The organism is Enterobacter sp. 186315 (assembly GCF_053290175.1).
In genome coordinates this window covers 1-17,738 of the sequence record NZ_JBPTTK010000032.1, presented here as the reverse complement: position 1 = coordinate 17,738, position 17,738 = coordinate 1, and the positions used below count along the sequence as shown (strand labels likewise).

At 53.7% G+C, this 17,738-nt stretch carries 14 protein-coding genes; 2 read left to right on the top strand and 12 right to left on the bottom strand.

Annotated elements, in window-relative coordinates; genetic code table 11:
• Nucleotides 1-47 precede the first annotated feature (47 nt).
• The 7 genes from hcp to gss form a co-directional block, all read right to left on the bottom strand.
• Entirely contained in the window at nt 48-539 is a 492-nt protein-coding gene (gene hcp / locus ACSVHP_RS21815) for a type VI secretion system effector Hcp (protein WP_234676097.1), read from the bottom strand.
• Between the two features lie 3 nt (nt 540-542).
• The gene (locus tag ACSVHP_RS21810; protein WP_447552939.1) at nt 543-2,249 is read right to left on the bottom strand and encodes an OmpA family protein; all 1,707 of its coding nucleotides are present in this window, start codon (nt 2,247-2,249) and stop codon (nt 543-545) included.
• Nucleotides 2,246-2,935 carry a type VI secretion system protein TssL, short form gene (tssL, locus tag ACSVHP_RS21805; RefSeq protein WP_447552938.1) on the bottom strand — a complete coding sequence of 230 codons (690 nt, stop codon included), beginning with the start codon at nt 2,933-2,935 and terminating at the stop codon, nt 2,246-2,248. Before tssL ends, ACSVHP_RS21810 begins: the two co-directional genes overlap by 4 nt.
• A complete protein-coding gene (gene tssK, locus ACSVHP_RS21800) occupies nt 2,932-4,272 on the bottom strand; it encodes a type VI secretion system baseplate subunit TssK (protein ID WP_447552937.1) in 1,341 nt (446 codons plus the stop codon). Before tssK ends, tssL begins: the two co-directional genes overlap by 4 nt.
• A gap of 16 nt (nt 4,273-4,288) precedes the next feature.
• Nucleotides 4,289-5,836: a type VI secretion system contractile sheath large subunit gene (gene tssC / locus ACSVHP_RS21795; protein ID WP_447552936.1), complete on the bottom strand. Its 1,548-nt coding sequence runs from the start codon at nt 5,834-5,836 to the stop codon at nt 4,289-4,291.
• 31 nt (nt 5,837-5,867) lie between these two features.
• Nucleotides 5,868-6,365 (bottom strand): type VI secretion system contractile sheath small subunit, encoded by a 498-nt coding sequence (tssB, locus tag ACSVHP_RS21790; RefSeq protein WP_234675008.1) that lies wholly within the window; start codon nt 6,363-6,365, stop codon nt 5,868-5,870.
• Between the two features lie 587 nt (nt 6,366-6,952).
• Nucleotides 6,953-8,815: a bifunctional glutathionylspermidine amidase/synthase gene (gene gss / locus ACSVHP_RS21785; RefSeq protein ID WP_447552935.1), complete on the bottom strand. Its 1,863-nt coding sequence runs from the start codon at nt 8,813-8,815 to the stop codon at nt 6,953-6,955.
• A 533-nt stretch (nt 8,816-9,348) separates the two neighbouring features.
• Between gss and ACSVHP_RS21780 the strand changes: the two genes are divergently transcribed.
• Nucleotides 9,349-10,872, top strand: coding sequence for an HD domain-containing protein (locus tag ACSVHP_RS21780; protein WP_447552934.1), 1,524 nt, complete (start codon nt 9,349-9,351; stop codon nt 10,870-10,872).
• Between the two features lie 240 nt (nt 10,873-11,112).
• Here ACSVHP_RS21780 and ACSVHP_RS21775 read toward each other — a convergent pair whose 3' ends face one another.
• The 5 genes from ACSVHP_RS21775 to ACSVHP_RS21755 are packed head-to-tail and all read right to left on the bottom strand — an operon-like array spanning nt 11,113 to nt 16,518.
• Nucleotides 11,113-12,099, bottom strand: a complete 987-nt coding sequence (locus ACSVHP_RS21775; protein ID WP_447552933.1) for an ABC transporter ATP-binding protein — start codon at nt 12,097-12,099, stop codon at nt 11,113-11,115.
• Nucleotides 12,096-13,073: an ABC transporter ATP-binding protein gene (locus ACSVHP_RS21770; RefSeq protein ID WP_447552932.1), complete on the bottom strand. Its 978-nt coding sequence runs from the start codon at nt 13,071-13,073 to the stop codon at nt 12,096-12,098. The genes ACSVHP_RS21775 and ACSVHP_RS21770 overlap by 4 nt, the downstream gene beginning before the upstream one ends.
• The gene (locus tag ACSVHP_RS21765; protein WP_447552931.1) at nt 13,066-13,911 is read right to left on the bottom strand and encodes an ABC transporter permease; all 846 of its coding nucleotides are present in this window, start codon (nt 13,909-13,911) and stop codon (nt 13,066-13,068) included. The genes ACSVHP_RS21770 and ACSVHP_RS21765 overlap by 8 nt, the downstream gene beginning before the upstream one ends.
• Nucleotides 13,912-13,916: 5 nt before the next feature.
• Entirely contained in the window at nt 13,917-14,870 is a 954-nt protein-coding gene (locus tag ACSVHP_RS21760) for an ABC transporter permease (RefSeq protein ID WP_447552930.1), read from the bottom strand.
• Between the two features lie 58 nt (nt 14,871-14,928).
• Entirely contained in the window at nt 14,929-16,518 is a 1,590-nt protein-coding gene (locus ACSVHP_RS21755; protein WP_447552929.1) for an ABC transporter substrate-binding protein, read from the bottom strand.
• A gap of 245 nt (nt 16,519-16,763) precedes the next feature.
• Between ACSVHP_RS21755 and yghU the strand changes: the two genes are divergently transcribed.
• Entirely contained in the window at nt 16,764-17,633 is an 870-nt protein-coding gene (gene yghU / locus ACSVHP_RS21750; protein WP_234675001.1) for a glutathione-dependent disulfide-bond oxidoreductase, read from the top strand.
• The last annotated feature ends 105 nt before the right edge of the window (nt 17,634-17,738 follow it).

Here is a 17,738-nt window from a genome sequence, read left to right as displayed (position 1 = left end):
AGGCGCTCGGCAAAAAACTGCGGACAGGAATCCTGTCCGCATCGGGCTTACGCGGTGGCGCGTTCGTTCCAGGAATCGGAATGAATGATGTTGCCGTCTTTGTAGGTCCAGGTGATTTTTTCGTAGCGCAGTTCGATCTGCTCCAGGTGGTTGTGCTTCTCGAAAGAAGGATCCTTGATGTCGTGCATCAGAGGGTTCACTTTGACCACTTTTACGTTCTCAAGCTTGGTGTTGAAGTACTCAACTTCCTGACCTGCGTCATTGATTTTGTACCACTTGAATTCCGCTGATTTCAGGGTCTGACCGGTGGTCACAGCCTTGTACAGATACGGGCTGGAGGAGTCGATTTCCTTGGTGAAGAGGAACGGGGTATGGATACGGGTACCGGTCAGTTTGCCGGTATTGTTATCGGTCGGGATGTACAGGTTATGCTGCTGTGCAACCACTTCGATGCTGCCTTCACGATCCTGAACGTCTACAGAACCTTTAATGTCCGCGCCGCCGTCGTCTTTCAGCCAAAGATAAACAGGAATTGCCATGAGTTATTCTCCATTGTGTAGTGATGCGTCTTCATCCTGCGAGGACGCCAGTTTGTTGTCCGGTATCTGACAGGCGTTTGCCTGCGGTACAAGACTGATTTCGACACGACGGTTGAGCGTTCGCCCTTCCGGCGTATCATTTGTGGCGACAGGGCGGCTTTCGCCGTAACCCTGTACTGCAAAACAGCTTTCCGGTACGTCACCGGTGTCGCGCATCCAGTTACGCACCGCTTCGGCGCGCTTAAGGGAGAGCGTCTGGTTGAGCTGTGGATTACCGGTGTTATCGGTATGCCCGCTGACCACGATCAGCCAGCCGGGCTTCGCCTTAATGCCAACCAGCGAGTTCACCAGCATTTTGGTGGAGCCGGGTTTGAGGTCCGATTTGCCCGAATCGAACAGCGACATGCTGTCGAGGCGAACAATGGTCGGCACCGGCTTAGGCACTGGTTTTGGCGGCGGTGGGGGTGGTACGTACGAGCGGATAGCATCCAGCACAGGCATACGCAGACGCGCGCCCTGGTACAAACCCAGGCTCATTCGAACCGGCTCACCGTTGCGAGCCCAGCCATCAAGCTGCGCTGCATCCTCTTTTAACGTCTTAAGCGCATCCGCTTTCGGGCCGTAATCGTCCATTGCGATACGGTCGTAGCGATGGATATCAAAACTCATACGCTGCAAAAGCTGACGGTTATTCCAGGCGCTGCCCAACAGCGCAGCGCAGGCGGCCACAAGGCACAGCATCAGGCCGCAGCGCCACGTACGCTCACGCGGGCTCAGCCCCTGCCCTTCTGGCAGCAGCGGCAGCACAAAGTCGGGAAGCGGTGACAGGACGGTGCTGTCCGTCCCCACCGGCTGCCAGCCCGCCACCTGCTGCATAGATGTGCGGCGAGAAAGCCAGGCGGTCCAGGCAGATGCGGCCAGGCTACCGATGGAAATCGGCCCCATGCCCCACAGAATCGCGCCAGGGATCACCGTCGGCATATCGGGCTTTTTATCCGTGAAGACCGGGCTGACATGGCTGTCGAACCAGGCCATCAGGTTGTTCATCAGCACCTGCTGCTGCATGGCCATTTCGCCCCCCGTCGTCACCCACGTGGAGACAGCGCTGGGAGCAGCGGATTCATGCCAGACGCTGATGCTTTCACCCGGAATAGCGGCCTGCCAGAGCAGATCGTTCATCATCGCGCTACCGGCAAAACCGTTGAGGATCAGCGGGACAGAGTGTCCTGAGTCCTTACGAAACTGGCTGATTTGCCAGCGCCAGGCCAGCAGGCGACTGGTCAGGAGCTCAGTGTCAGCATGTTTCTGAGGACAGACGCAGACCATGACGGAGATTTGGCGTCCCCAGTCAGGGCGCTGCCAGAGCAGCTGGCGTGCGACCCGCTCCAGCTCCTGCGATTCATCAACCCGGATCCAGCACCCCTGCGGCACCGTTAAAACCTGAGACTGCTCGGGCCAGGAGTGCGGAAGATCGCCACAGACCAGCACGACAGGCTGGCGATAGGATGCTTCCGGCAGATTCTCCAGACGCAGCGCGGTGGCAGGTGCTGAGCGGCGACGGGCAATAAACCAGACGACGAAAATCAGCACCCAGACTGCCACCAGGCAGGCAACGGCAGCCCATCCTGAAACGGGTAAAAAACCCAGGCAAAGTACAGCGCTTAAGAATGCTGCCCATAACGCCATCAGCCGTTGTTGTGCAGCACTCATTTCACAACCTCAGGCAGCAGGGTTGCGAGCATGTGATCCAGCCAATGGTTTAATCCCCACCACAACGCGGCGATAACCAGAATGCTGACGGTGATGCGTACGGGCCACGAGGAGAAAAAGCCGCCTGCCCCGCGTCCGCTGCGGCTCTCGGCCAGGATCGGAGCCGTCTGGGAGTGGCTGAAGGGGGCGACGCGATCGCTCAGGGCCTGGACCAGCTTCTGACGTTCGGGATCGTTCAGCGAACGGAAGTCACCGAGGAACCCCAGCATCATGACGCGCTGGAAACAGGTCAAGACGGCACCCTCTGGCGCGGGCTCACGCAGTACCGCCTTCATGCGATCGCACAGCGTGTCGCCCGCATCCATCGTTCCAAGGAAATGTCCCTGTAACGGAATGTCGTACCACTGAACGCAGGCATCGTCATGCACCCCACGACCTTTTACGGTTTCGTCGAGTAACGCACACTGCGCGGTGAGAATGTGCTGGCAGCTGACCTCATCCAGGCCACCCGCTTTAAGGGCTTTCTGGACACGCTCAACGTCCGCCACGCACCGCTCCCACAGCACGCGACCTTCCCCTTCCTGAAAACGAGGACCATGACGCAGGCTGATCACCTGAAGCCAGGTGTCCTGCAAAAGTGCATCAATATCTATAGGCGCAAACTCGCCGCGTTTATTGTCACTCATGTTCTTAACACCGCGTACAGTTCAAGCTCAGGTTCCCCCAACATACCTGGGGTATAAAACACACAGTTGCCGCTCTCCAGCATCTCCTGAGCCGCCGGGTGAGAAAGATCAAGAGAGAAGTACTGGTTTTCAAGGCGCAGCGGAATAGCCGCTGGCACGTGATGAAGCGGTAACAGCGGGATCCCCTGACGAGATTTATTCACCAGGCTTGCCACGAAGTCCGGACTGCCGACTTTGCACTGAAGCGGGAATTGCTCTTGCAGCTGCGCAGCCGGAAGCGGTGAGCGCACGGAGAGATAATAATCCGCGCCTTCACGCAGCCGTGGATCGTGCAGTTTCGCCAGCCACTGACGCATCCGCTTGTCATGGATAAGCTCAACGGAAACCACCCTGGACGGTAGACTGGCCTCCAGCAAATCGCTCAGCAGATCGAACAGCGGCGGGAAGACACTATTAAGCGCGTCATGCTGATAGACCGGTATAGCGCTAACCTGATGCTCAAGAGAAAACGTCAAAAGGCTTCCTGCCAGACGAGCCAGCTCCGGGTACAGGCGTTCAGCCGGGCTTTGCGGATTACGCTGGAACTGACCCAATACCGGTTCTGCGCTGTTGAGGGCGCTAAGCAGCCAGAACAGCGACACGTCAGCCACGGCAAAATCCGCCATCCGCTCGTTACTTTCGCGACGCATCGCCATCAGACGCGTCAATCTGGCGCGCAGCTGGGTCATCAGCATGTCGAGCTGCGTACCCAGCCAGCGGCTGCTATTAATCGTCAGTAACGGCGGAAGGAAGGTGTCATCCAGCGTCCAGCCTCCCTGCTGATTCGCCAGCAGACGAGCAACCGGGCAGGTTAAATAATCGCTATTGTCCTGATGAGAGAAACGCAGCGTCAGTTCCGGCTGCATCACCGCAATTTGGCGCGTGTCATCACCGAACTGATTGCGCACATCCCGCCAGCGCTGGCGATAGCGAACCGGACGTTCGGCTACCTCGTCGGGTTTCAGGCAGTTACCGCCGTTCGCCCGCATCAGCGGCAGAGCCAGCATGACGACGACGTCATGCGATTCATTTTCCAGCGACAGGACCGACGGCAGTGCATCTGCATTTTCTGTATCGACGAGCGTGCCGTCCTGAAAACGAACATGCAGCTTACGGGCCTGTAAGCGTCCAAGTTTCAGCGCCTCGGGTTCGAAAAGCGCCTCAATCACGCCCCAGGGGTGATTGAGGCCCATCTGCGCAATGCATTCCACAGTCCAGGCCGCATAGGCGGCCTGATGTTGAAAATGCTGAGGAGAGACCATGATCCCACGGCCCCATAACGGTTGTTCCGTTTTCATCGGCATCCTGCCTTAATTACGCTTTAGCCTTCGGCATCTGGGAAACCAGCGACAGGTTGACGTCCATACCTTCCACCTGGAAGTGCGGAATAGCGTACAGCTTGACGCGGAAGAAGCCCGGGTTGTCCTCGATATCTTCCACCAGCACTTTGGCATCGCGCAGCGGGTGAGAAGCCTGCAACTCGTCGCCCGGATCGGTCATTTCGGTGACCAGGCTACGTACCCAGGTGTTCAGCTCCAGCTCAAGCAGACGGCGGTCTTTGGTCGTGCCGATATTTTCACGCTGGATCAGCTTCAGGTAATGCGCGATACGGGACAGCAGGAAGATGTACGGCAGACGCGCGTTGATACGGCTGTTGGCCGTGGCGTCAGCGGTGTCGTACAGCGCTGGCTTCTGGGTGGAGTTCGCCGAGAAGAAGCACGCGTAATCGCGGTTTTTGTAGTAGGACAGCGGGATGAAACCGAGGTTAGCGAACTCGAACTCGCGCGTTTCGGGGATCATCACTTCTGACGGGATTTTCACCTGATTGCCGGTGCCCAGGTCATAGAGGTGGATCGGCAGATCCTGAACCGCACCGCCCGCCTGTGGGCCACGGATCTGAACGCACCAGCCGTTCTTGATAAAGCTGCGCACCATGTTGGCGGCAAAGGCGAAGGTCGCGTTGGTCCACAGATATTTATCGTGATCCGGGCCTTTCACCTCTTCGACATAGTTGAAGCTGCGCACCGGCACGGTATCCGGGCCATACGGCAGACGGCCCAGCACGCGCGGCATCACCAGACCGATATAACGGGAATCGTCGGTATCGCGGAAGGATTTCCACTTGATGTACTCGGCGCGATCGAAGTAGTTGCCGATGTCTTTAATCGCCGCGACCTCTTCCATGGAATCTTTCAGGAAGAATTTCGGGCCAGCGGAGCCGATAAACGGCATATGCGCGGCAGCGGAGACTTTAGAGATGTTACGCAGCAGCGCAACGTCCTGCGGAGAAGCGTCAAACTCGTACGCCGAGATCAGCGCGGCAATCGGTTCGCCACCCGGGGTGTCGTATTCATCAATATAGGTGTGCTTGTACAGGCCGCTCTGGATCACTTCCGGGCAGTCTTCAAAGTCCTGACGCAGATCGTCTTTGGACATCGACAGCAGCTCGATTTTCACGTTCTGGCGGAAATCGGTTTTATCCACCAGCGACTTCACGCCGCGCCACAGGGACTCCACCGCCTGGAACTCTTCGTGATGCATAACCGCATCCAGCTGGCGGCTGATCTGGTAATCCAGTTCGGCGATGTGATGATCGATCAGGGTCTTATCGAGTTTTTCGACTTTAGAGCCTGCTTTCATCAGGCACTCAAGAAACACCTGCATCCCGGCGGTCAGACGTTCGTCAGCGGTGGCGTCCGCCATCGCCTGGCTGTCCTGCCAGATATCCAGCGCGCTCAGCTCAGAGACCGGGCTTAGGTTGATTTTTTCAAACAGAGAGGCGTACACGCCGCCTGCTGCCGGGCGTTCCAGTACCAGGCTTTCGCCGCCAGCAACATTTTCATTTTGTACAGACATGAGCATTCCTTAGTTAATCCGTTAAAAGCGCGTCCGGTTAGGCCTGTTTTGGTGCCAGGGCAGACAATTCACTGCGAAGTTCTGCGCTCAGCGCAGGATCCAGCAGAATTTTTTCCAGCTCTTTTCGGAAAGCCTGGTTATCCAGCAGATTCGCTTTTAAATCGCGAAGCAGATTGCGCATGGCAAGCATGGCTTTTAACTGTGGAATTTGACGCGCAACCTGCTCCGGCGTGAAATCTTTCATTTCCTGGAATACCAGAGAAACGTTCTCTTCACTGCCATCGCCAGCCAGCGTATTTTTAACCGCGATGTTGATTTTTGGGGAATAATCGGAAAGCACGCTATCAAAGTTATTTTTGTTGATATTCACCTTTTCGCGTTCAGATATTGTTTCCGTTTCCTGCCCGTGACTGAAATCACCGGTAACCAGTAACTTCAGGGGTAACTCAGTTTTCTTGCTTGCCCCGCCGGTATGCAGGTCAAGTTTGAGGTTAATACGTGCCTTAGGCACTTCAGTCTGGAAGCTGTCAGCCATTTACAATCCCTTTTTTATCACTATGAGAACTTTTTACACCCTATTTCTTTACACGCGATAATAGGGCAAAACATGAATCCCGATCAAATAATTAGATCTTTAGTCTGGCTTAAGTAATTTCTTAAGAATTTTCCACTAAATTGTCTGAAGAATAATCTGATGGGCGCAGGAGAAAAAACCACAATTTCGTGAAGAGGCGAACAGTTATGGCAAATTATTTAAAAATACATCCGTATTTTCTTGAGAGCATAGAGAAATTGATATAAATCAATATTTACAATACCCGAATAAGCATGGGAATTTTACAGGATAAATTCATATACCAACCGAATGAAATAACGCATTTCATTCAGCCAGCAGGGATTTTCACTCCAAAAAATAATATTGAATGCAGACAAAATACATTCACAATTATTATCTTGAGCAGAAAAAACATGTGAAAAGCATTATTAATCCAGACTGCACCGACAAAAGCGTTATGACGATACTGTCGGGCAGTTCATTTGTCCTAAAACAGTTTAAGACTTAAATACTGGAAGGAAGGGTATGCCCCGGCGAGAAATCACGCCGGGGGGAACGCAATAAACTTACTGACCTTTCTCAACGATCAGCGGTTCGATATCGCTCTCTTTTTTAATCACCAGCGAATCATCCCCGCGCAGACAGGTGCCGCCATAGTTGCCGCCGACGGTAAAGGTGCATACCTGAATATACTTGCCATCAACGTTCGGCAGACACCACAGCTGCTGGTAGATGTTTTTACGGTCGACAAACTTGCCGCTGGATTTATCCAGCAGCTCCTCCTGCGGGCTTATCAGGTCGATGTTGCTGCCGCAGCGTCCGGCGATAGGCTTCACCGCATAGCCGGTCTGGTTCAGCAGCGCGTTGACCTCAAAGTCGGTATCGAGCAGATAACGGTGGTTCGGGAAAAGCTGCCACAGCACCGGGAGGATCGCCTTGTTGCCCGGAATAACCGTCCACAGCGGCTCGAACACCAGCACTTCCGGGCGCAGCAGGACGTCAATCAGGCGCACGTCGCCCTCAGGATGCCCGGTGCGGATCGGCACGGCGGCGTATTCGGTTTCGCTCACCTCGCGGATTTGCTCGATCGCCGTTTCCCAGGCCCAGGTTTTCCACACGCAGTTTACGTGGCGGCCTTCATCGTCGATAAGCTGCCCGGCAGGATCCCAGCTGAGCGCGCCCAGCCCGTGCAGAATTTTGGTTTCAAACCCGGCCTGCATCAGCGAGCGCTGGATAAACAGGGCGTGATAGTCCTCTTCGATATCGTTGTCCTGCATGATATGCACGAACGGACGCGCGAGGCTGTGCTGCCACGCGCCGGCCAGCTCTTCCAGCAGCCCTTCCGCCGGGTTGTGGCCGTGACCGCGATAGCCGTTTTTGACCCACTCTTCGAGGATCAGACCGCCTTCGGTATGACAGGAGGCAGAGTCGGCGTTGTATTCGTACACCTTGATACCGCGCTCATCCATACAAAAGTCCATACGACCGGTGATCATATGGTGACGACGCCACTGCCAGGAAAGGCGCAGGCGCGGCCAGAGAATTTTAGGGATGTCGAACAGCGCCAGTAAGTTGTCATCTTTCAGCACCTTGTCGGTGGCGTGCAGATACATCAGGTGCAGTTCGTTGGTCGCTTTAATAAGCTCCTGCTCGGCGCTTTCGGTGATGGTGAAATACTGGCAGGGATCTTTATTGATAACGTGGCCGTTCGCCTGGACGTAGGCCTTTTGCAGGGCATCGTTCTCGTTGAGCCACTTCCCGTCGAACTGACGCTGATTTTTGAGCCGCGCACCGCGGATTTTCAGCAGCTCGCCGTCAATTTCCGGCTGCGGAATGCTGTGTTCCGTGTCGTCGGTCTGGATCATCCAGCCCAGAATCTCGGTATCGCTGAAGGTGTCGTGGAGCGTATAGACGCCGTCCTTGACGGTCATGCGCAGCTCGCGCGTCCACTGCTGCCCGAGCGGCAGCGGGGAGTGGATCACATTCTGCTCGGCGATGCGGACTTTATCCTCCAGAAGCTGAGTGATCACCGCCACGTGGCCGGTTTCATGAAACTCGCCGCCCTTTTGCCAGATCAGCAGCGCCCCGGCTTTCGGCGCGCGTTTGGAACCGTTGGGAAACGCCTGTAACGGCAGGATATTGTCGTTCACCACCTCGCGCAGAAAGCGCAGGGAGAAGATTTCCCACGCCATGCCGACGTCGGTAAAGACCACGCCGTAGTTGAGGAACAGGAAACGACGGGCAAACTCAACGCACTGCCACTTGTGGCCCATGTATTCGTTGCCTATGTAGCTTCTGAACTCCGCGTCTTCCGGGTAGTTTCGCGGATCGAGGCTGTCGTAATTTGAAGAGTAAATTGCCACGCCACCCGGCGCATAGCCTAACAACGTCCCAAACGGAGCGTCACTGCTTGAATGTCCTTTACGCATGTATCCAACCTAAAATCGGCAGGCGGCAATGTTGGTAAGGTTGTCGTCGTCTGCACGTTGTAATTAACCTGACAGAGGTGGACTCATCATACACCTGCGTGGCGGATTATTTAAACAACCAGCACGCCGCGAAATGCCCGGGCGCGATCTCCTGCATGGCGGGCTCTTCAGCGTGACATACCGGCATCGCGTGGGGCAGCGGCTACAGAATTTGTAGCCCGGCAGCACGGAGATGGGACCGGGAGTAAGTGAAAAAAGTAGTTCTGAAAAGTTGTTCGATAAAAGCACCTTATAAGCTTCTTTCGCAAATGACTTAAACTATGAACGATTGATGCATGAAGCTAAAATATCAAACAAGATATATTTTGAAATTATCTTCTTTAATATATTGATCTACCTCTCAAAATTAATCTTTACATTTGGTAAAAAAAATCACGCTGCGGTAATAATAACTTTAATATCAATGCATTATATAATTCCAGTTTTGCATAATTGACAATACTACACACCAATAAACACCTAAGGAGCTAATAATGGATTTTGAGAAAAATTTAACTAGAAAAATACTTGACCCAATACATGGAATCATAAGGCTCACAAATTTAGAAATGGCGATCATTGATCATCCATTATTTCAAAGATTAAGAAACATCAAACAAAATTCTTTTTTATACAAAATTTTTCCTTCCGCAGTTCATAGTAGATTCGAACACTCTCTAGGGGTACTTCACCTATCATATGAGATAATTGAGAATCTAAGGTTAAATGCCATCCGATATAATAATAAATATCAGGATGGCCATGTTTTTTGTCATATTGATGAGATCCCTTCAAATCGTATTCAAGAATTGAGACTTGCTGCTTTGCTCCATGATGTTGGTCATGGCCCTATGTCTCATCAGTTTGAAAGTTTTATGCCAACTAAAAGCGAACTACAGAATTTTCTTGGCAATAAATACGCTGAGGTATTCAAACTTATAGATAAAGACAGTAAACGTGTCGAGCATGAACATATATCATTGATTTTTGCATCAATGATTTTTGATGATATTGACCAAAAGTTATTAAAAGATATAAAAACTGATAACGTACTAAAAATTATAGAAAAAGATTATGTTGATCAAAAAATTTTATGCGAAATCAAATCAGATAAAATTGATATACTGCCTTTATTAACGTCGATAATATCATCTTGCCCAATAGACGCAGATCGGATGGATTATTTGTTAAGAGACAGTTATTTTTCTGGAGTAAAGAGTGGAATCTATGATTACAATAGATTATTTATGTCCATCGTACCCGTAGAATCTGAAGGAAAACTTTTCCTTGCTTACAAAGAGAGTGGTATAGATTCTATTGTAGAATTTATTGGTGCTCGTTCCAGTCTGTTCTCGCAAGTTTATTTTCATAAAACCAATCGATCTATCTCATCAATGCTAAACATTGTCTGTGACAACATGAAGTCAGCTACAAAAACCAATTTGATTTTAGGCGAGCTGTTGGAAGATAATCATCATAGAAAAAGCGCGGAAGAATTGCTTTCAGATTTTTATCTAAACTGTAGTGACGATCACTTTCTCAATGAAAAATTAGCAGACTGGATTGTTAAATCTCAGACATTAAAACAAAATGAAACCTTACTTAATGATATAATTGAAAGGCGCCCTTGGTCTAAAATCTATGAAAAAAAACATTACACTAAAAATCCTGACTTAAGTAATTCGGTTTCTAAAGAATTAATCACGACAATTAAGAATGATTTATATGAAATATTAAGCACAAAGCTTAATAAAAATGAATTTGCTGTTGACATTCAAACAGATGTCGCATTCAAAGATATCGAAAAAACTAAAGTAAAGCTTTTAGTTAAAACTCTTTACAATCGTTATGATGCAAAAGATTTCGTAGAGTGTGGTTATAAACTTAATCAATACCAAGCTATCCATTATATAATTCGCATTTTCATTGACAGAAAAGTAAAAAATTTTAGTGAATTAAAAACCAATCTTCCTCCAACCATAAACGATATTCTTGAAAAACATTTATCCCAACAATAAACAGTACTGAAGATGGCCCTTACAAACAGGGCCACCTTCAAATTCTATTTGTTATGGCGATAAATATTTCGAAAGAGCACTCTCTTTATCCCTCAGCAAATCATCCATAAGCAACTTACGGCTTAAATACTCGTTGCTGATAAAGATTCTGAAATCCGCCTTCCCTGATTAGTTGTATGGATTAGGGCCAACATAAACAGTGGTGAGGTTTCGCCGGATGACGGCGATGCCTTATCCAGCCTACAAAACCTGAACATTAAACAACCAGCACGCCGCGAAATGCCCTGGCGCGATCTCCTGCATGGCGGGCTCCTCAGCGTGACATACCGGCATCGCGTGAGGGCAGCGGCTACAGAATTTACAGCCCGGCAGCACGGAGGTGGGGCCGGGAATGTCTCCGCGCAGGGTGGCCTCTTCCAGATGACGAATGCGCGGATCGGGCTGCGGCACCGACGCCAGCAGCGCGCGGGTGTACGGGTGCGCCGGATGCTGATACAGCTCGTTGGCAGGCGCGACTTCCACCAGCTTGCCGAGATACATTACCCCGATACGGCTTGAAATGTGGCGCACCATCGACAGATCGTGGGCGATAAACAGATAGGTCAGCCCCAGCTCCTGCTGGAGATCCTGCAAAATGTTCACCACCTGCGCCTGCACCGACACGTCCAGCGCCGACAGGGGTTCATCGCAGAGCACAAACTCAGGGCGCACCGACAGCGCCCGCGCGATGCTGATGCGCTGGCGCTGCCCGCCGCTGAACTCGTGCGCAAAACGCTGCAAATGTTCCTGCTTAAGCCCCACTTTGTAGAGCAGCGTTTCGGTACGTTCCCGCTGCTCCTCGCGGCTGTAGCCGTGGATCTGCATCGGCTCGGCCACCAGCTGCTGTACGGTCATGCCGGGATTGAGCGACGACCAGGGATCCTGAAAAATCGCCTGCATCCGTTTACGCAGCGGCTTGAGCGCTTTTTCGCGGGCGTGGGCGATCTCCTGTCCGTCAAAGTGGATCTCGCCAGAGGTAATATCAAACAGGCGCAAAATGGCGCGCCCGAGGGTCGATTTTCCGCAGCCCGACTCCCCCACCAGACCAAAGGTTTCGCCGCGCTGAATATCAAAACTCACGCCGTCGACCGCTTTCACCGCCACGCCTTTGCGCAGCAGCCCGGCGTTCAGGTGATAATGTTTGCGCAGTTCACGCACGCTCACTAAGGGGTTTTGTTGCTCGCTCATGCCTGAATCTCCTTATCTGCCCATAGCCAGCACGCGGCGCGATGGCCCTCTCCGATGGCATAAAATGCTGGACGCCGTTCACACTGGGCCATCCGTTTTGGACAACGCTCGGCAAAAGGGCACCCCGGCGGCGGGTTAAGTAACCCTGGCGGCGAACCCTCGATGGGCGACAGGCGATGATTCACCTCGTTCGGGCGCGGCAGCGACGCCAGCAGCCCCTGCGTATACGGATGCGCCGGGCGATAGAAAATGTCCTCGACACTCCCCTCCTCCATCACCAGCCCGCCGTACATCACCACCACGCGGCTGCATACCTGCGCGACGACCCCGAGATCGTGGGTGATGAGCAAAATCGCGGTTTGGGTCTGCTGTTGCAGGCTTTTCAGCAGGCGCAGGATCTGCGCCTGAATGGTCACATCCAGCGCCGTGGTCGGCTCGTCGGCAATCAGCAGTTTCGGATTGCAGGAGAGCGCAATGGCGATCATCACCCGCTGGCGCATCCCGCCGCTGAACTCGTGCGGGTACTGGCCGTAGCGACGGTCGGCGTCGGCAATGCCGACCTGCTCCAGCATGGCAATCGACGCCGCTTTGGCCGCCTTTTTCGACAGCTTTTTATTACGCACCAGGATCTCAGACATCTGCTTGCCGATGGTTAACACCGGGTTCAGGGCGGTCATCGGATCCTGGAAAATCATCGCGATCTCGTTGCCGCGAATGGCGCGCATCTGCTGTGGGGTCTTCTGCGCCAGATCGTCGTTCTGAAAACGAATGCTGCCCCCGGCGATCTGCCCGTTGCTGCCCAAAAGCTGAATGATCGACTTACAGGTGACGCTTTTCCCGCAGCCGGACTCCCCGACGATGCCGACAAGTTCCCCCGCCTGCACCTGAAAGCTCACGCCGCGCACCGCGTGGACATTACCCTCGCGGGTGCGGAAGATGGTTTGCAGATTGTCGAGTTCTAATAAATTACGCATCGCGGTTCGCTCCCGGCTCAAAGGCGGTGCGGAACACGTCGCCTAACACATTAAAGCTGAACACCGTCAGCAGGATCAGGATGCCGGGGAACATCGCCAGCCACGAGGCTTCGCCGATATACGACTGCGCGTTGTTGAGCATACTGCCCCATGAGGCGGCAGGTGCCTGAACGCCCAGCCCCAGAAAGCTCAGGGTGGACTCCATCAAAATGGCGGAGGCGATATTGAGCGTGGCGGCAACGATGATGGTCGGCAGCACGCCGGGAATAATATGGCGCGCGATAATGCGCAGCGGATGTTCCCCCGACGCGCGGGCGTAGAGCACATACTCGCGCTCTTTCACGGTAAGCGTTTCGGCCCGCACCAGGCGCGACATATTCATCCACGTCAGCAGGCTGATGATCAGAATGATGTTGTCCACGCCGGGCTTGAGGTAGGCGTTCACCACCAAAAGCAGGAAAAAGGCGGGGATCGCCATCAGGATATCGACGGCGCGCATCATCAGGTTATCCAGCCAGCCGCCAAAGTAGCCGCTCACCGTCCCGACCACCGTGCCAATCAGCGTCGAGAAGATCATCGCCAGAAAGCCGACCATCAGCGAGATCTGCCCGCCGTACAGCGCGCGGGTGAAGTAATCCCGCCCGTACTCATCGGTGCCGAACCAGTGCGCGGCATCCGGCGGCAGGGTGCGGGCGCCGAGCGCCATCCGATCCGGATCGTAAGGACTCAGTCCCGCACAGAGCGCGGCGACCACGAAAATAAAAAGAACCAGTAAAGCGAACTGCGCCGGACGGTTGCGGCGCAGCTGGAGACGAACCTGTTGCCAGCGTCTGCTCATCCGGGCTACCTCAGTGTACGAATGCGGGGATCGGCGAAGCGATAGAGTAAATCGGCGATCAGGTTGCCAACGATCAGCATCATCGACGAAAGCATGATGATCGCCATGATCAGCGGGTAGTCCAGCGAGGTAATCGACTGGATCCCCAGCAGCCCCATCCCCGGCCAGGAGAAGACGCTCTCCGTCACATACGCCCCCACCACCAGTTCGCCAAACGACAGGCCGAACAGGGTGATCACGGGCAGCAGAACGTTTTTCAGCACATGGCGGAACAGAATGCCGGAACGTGTTGCGCCATACGCGAGCTGGGTCTGAACGTAATCCGCCGAGAGCTGCGAGATGGTATTAGAGCGGATATAACGCACGTAGCTTGAAAGGTTGTAGAAGGTCAGCGCGATGCACGGCAATACGCCGTGGCGCAGCACGTCCAGCGCGTTATCCTCCATGCCGATGGTGCGCATCCCCATGCTCGGAAACCAGTTAAGCTGCACGGCAAAAACGGTGATCAGCAGAATGCCGAACCAGAAAATCGGCACCGAAATGCCGATATAGGCGAAGAGGTTCAGGACATGATCCAGCCAGCGGTGTTTGAATGCGCCCGCCAGCAGGCCGAGCGGGATGGCCAGCACGATCGCCAGCAGCAGCGACGCGCCCATCAGCCCGAGCGTGGCGGGAATGCGCTCGCCGATCATCTCCAGCACCGGGCGGTGGTAGATCAGCGAATAGCCGAGATCGCCCTGCAACACGTTTTTCAGCCACAGCAGATACTGTGTGACCAGCGGTTTATCCAGCCCCATGCTCTGGCGGATGCGCTCGATATCCTCCGGCGCCATGCGCGGCGTGATGTACGCGGCAACCGGATCGCCGGGCGCGAGCTTCACCAGTAAAAACGCCACCAGCGAAATAAAGAAAAGCATCGGCAGCAGTTGCAGCAGCCGACGCGTGAGTAAAGTGTTCACGACATGCCCTTACACGCTTTTCAGCAAAAAGCCCCGGCCAGATGACCGGGGCAACAGCTTATTTTTGATAGATTTTTGAGAGATCCTGGAACAGGTAAACCGGCTTCGGCTCAGCTTCCTCGGTGCCGCCGAAGCGTTTATCCACGGCGACGGTCGCGTTGGTGTAGGCAATCGGGTAGTAGGTCATGTCGTTTGCCACGGTCTGCTGAATTTGCTTGTAAATATCGGCACGCTTCGCGGCATCGGTTTCCACCGCCCCTTTATCCCACAGGGCATCGAACTGCGGGTTCTTATAATGCGCGTAGTTGTAGGCTTCGTTGCTCATAAACAGCGATTTATAGCCGTCCGGCTCGGCACCCATGATGTAGCCGCCGAGGTTCAGCTCCCAGGCGGTGTTGTTCATGTCGAGGCTGCGCTGGGACATGGCGTTGGAATCGAGCGGCATCAGCTCCACGTTCACGCCAATCCCCTTCAGCGCCTGCTGAATATAGAGCGCCATGCTCTCCTGAGTTTTGTTGGTATTCACATAGGCCAGACGCAGCTTGAGGTTTTCCGGCGCGCCGGAGGCTTTAAGCAGATCTTTGGCTTTCTGCTGGTCGAATTTGTACTGCTCCACGTCGTCGGTCTGGTAGAGGGTGTCCGGCGTCAGGAACGAGGTCGCCGGTTTGGCGTAGTCGAGCGAGGTAAAGGCGGTCTGGGTCAGCTCGTCTTTATTGATGGCGTACGCAATGGCCTGACGCAGCTCCTTGCTCTTCATCACCGGCACGTTCTGGTTGAAGGTCATGTAGGCCAGACGCCCTTCCGGGTAGACCACGAAGTCGAACTTACCGGTATTTTTCAGACGCGATACATCCTGCGGATCGACCATCTTGAGGTTGATTTCGCCGTTTTGCAGCGCCAGGTTGGCGGAGTTGCTGTCTTTGGCGAAACGGTAGGTAACGGAATCGAGCTTCGCTTTGCCGTTCCAGTAATCGTCAAAACGCGTCAGAGCGTAATATTGCCCGGCGCGATACTCTTTAAATTTGAACGGCCCGGAGCCTACCGGCGCATCGTTTTTGGTGCTCTTTTCCAGATCGCCTTCACTGGCGAACACGTGCTGCGGGATTGGGTAGATCTGCACCAGGGTTCCGGTAAAGGCGGCGCTGACCTGCGGTAGCGTGAACTTAACGGTGCGATCGTCGACCTTACTGACCTGTACCGGCTTATTGCCGTAGGTGAACATGCTGCGGAAGAAGCTGTGCTGTTTGGCATCCAGCAGTTTATTGAAGGTGAAGACCACGTCGTCCGCCGTCAGCGGCTGGCCGTCCTGCCATTTTAAATTCGGTTTCAGGGTCAAGGTATAGCTCAGGTTATCGGCGGAAGGGGTCAGACTTTCCGCCAGGCCCCACTCGATTTTGCCGTTATTAAAGCTATAAAGCGGTGCGTATAGCGCCTGCATGATAGTTAAGGTGGTGCGGTCGCTGGCGTAGAGCGGATTCACCGCTAACGGGTCGCCGGAGGTGATACCGATAATAAGTGAACCGCCCTCTTTCGGCGCGTCGTTTTTTGCCGCTGGCGCACCGGCTGTCTCTTTATTTTTCGCATCGTCACAGCCTGCCAGACCTAACGCGAGCGATACTACAACTGCGGATAACAGAAGCTTACGCATCTCACTAACTCCTTGCCTGATAAAGTATTTACTGCTGCGTCTTTTATTTATGTTAAAGCATCATATTCAGCTTTCTCTTTTTACGCATTAACAATGAAAATGCGATTTTCGATTAAGCTTATACCGCTTTTGATATATATAAGCGCCAGAAGGAATAGCGCGAGTTTATTGCGCTCAGTTCGTTAAACCATTCACAAATCTCCTGCTACACTGCCCTCAACACATCACGTAAAAGGCAGGTTTACATGTCAGATAACAACACGTATCAGCCACCTAAAGTGTGGGAATGGAAAAAGAACGGCGGCGGCGCGTTCGCCAATATCAATCGCCCGATCTCCGGCGCAACGCATGAGAAGGAACTGCCCGTTGGTTCGCATCCGTTGCAGCTTTATTCGCTGGGAACGCCTAACGGTCAAAAAGTCACCATAATGCTCGAAGAGCTGCTGGCGCTCGGCGTAACGGGCGCAGAGTACGACGCATGGCTGATTCGCATCGGCGAGGGCGATCAGTTCTCCAGCGGCTTTGTTGAAGTAAACCCTAACTCGAAAATACCAGCGCTTGTTGATCGTTCCACGACCCCGCCAACGCGCGTATTTGAATCCGGCAGTATCCTGCTGTATCTGGCCGAGAAATTTGGTCACTTCCTGCCAAAAGATCCGGCTGGCCGCACCGAAACCCTGAACTGGCTGTTCTGGTTACAGGGGGCTGCGCCTTTCCTCGGCGGCGGTTTTGGTCACTTCTATAACTATGCTCCGGTGAAAATTGAGTACGCGATTGACCGTTTCACTATGGAAGCGAAGCGCCTGTTCGACGTGCTGGATAAGCAGCTGGCGCGCGGTCGTTACGTGGCAGGTGAGGAGTACACTATCGCGGATATGGCGGTGTGGCCGTGGTTTGGCGGCGTGGCGCTCGGCAGCGTGTATAACGCCGCAGAGTTCCTGGACGCAGAGAAGTACACCAACGTGCAGCGCTGGGCGAAGGACGTGGCGAACCGTCCGGCGGTGAAGCGTGGTCGTATTGTGAATCGCACTAACGGGGAGCTGAACGAGCAGCTTCACGAGCGCCATGCGGCGAGTGATTTTGATACGAATACGGAAGATAAGCGGCAGGCTTAATGTAAGCAGTTGGGGCTGTTACAGCGATTCGAATGCCAGCCACGGGCACCCTGGTCCGGCTGTAAATCGCCGAAGCGTTTCCGTAAGGCCGGGGCGAGGCGCATG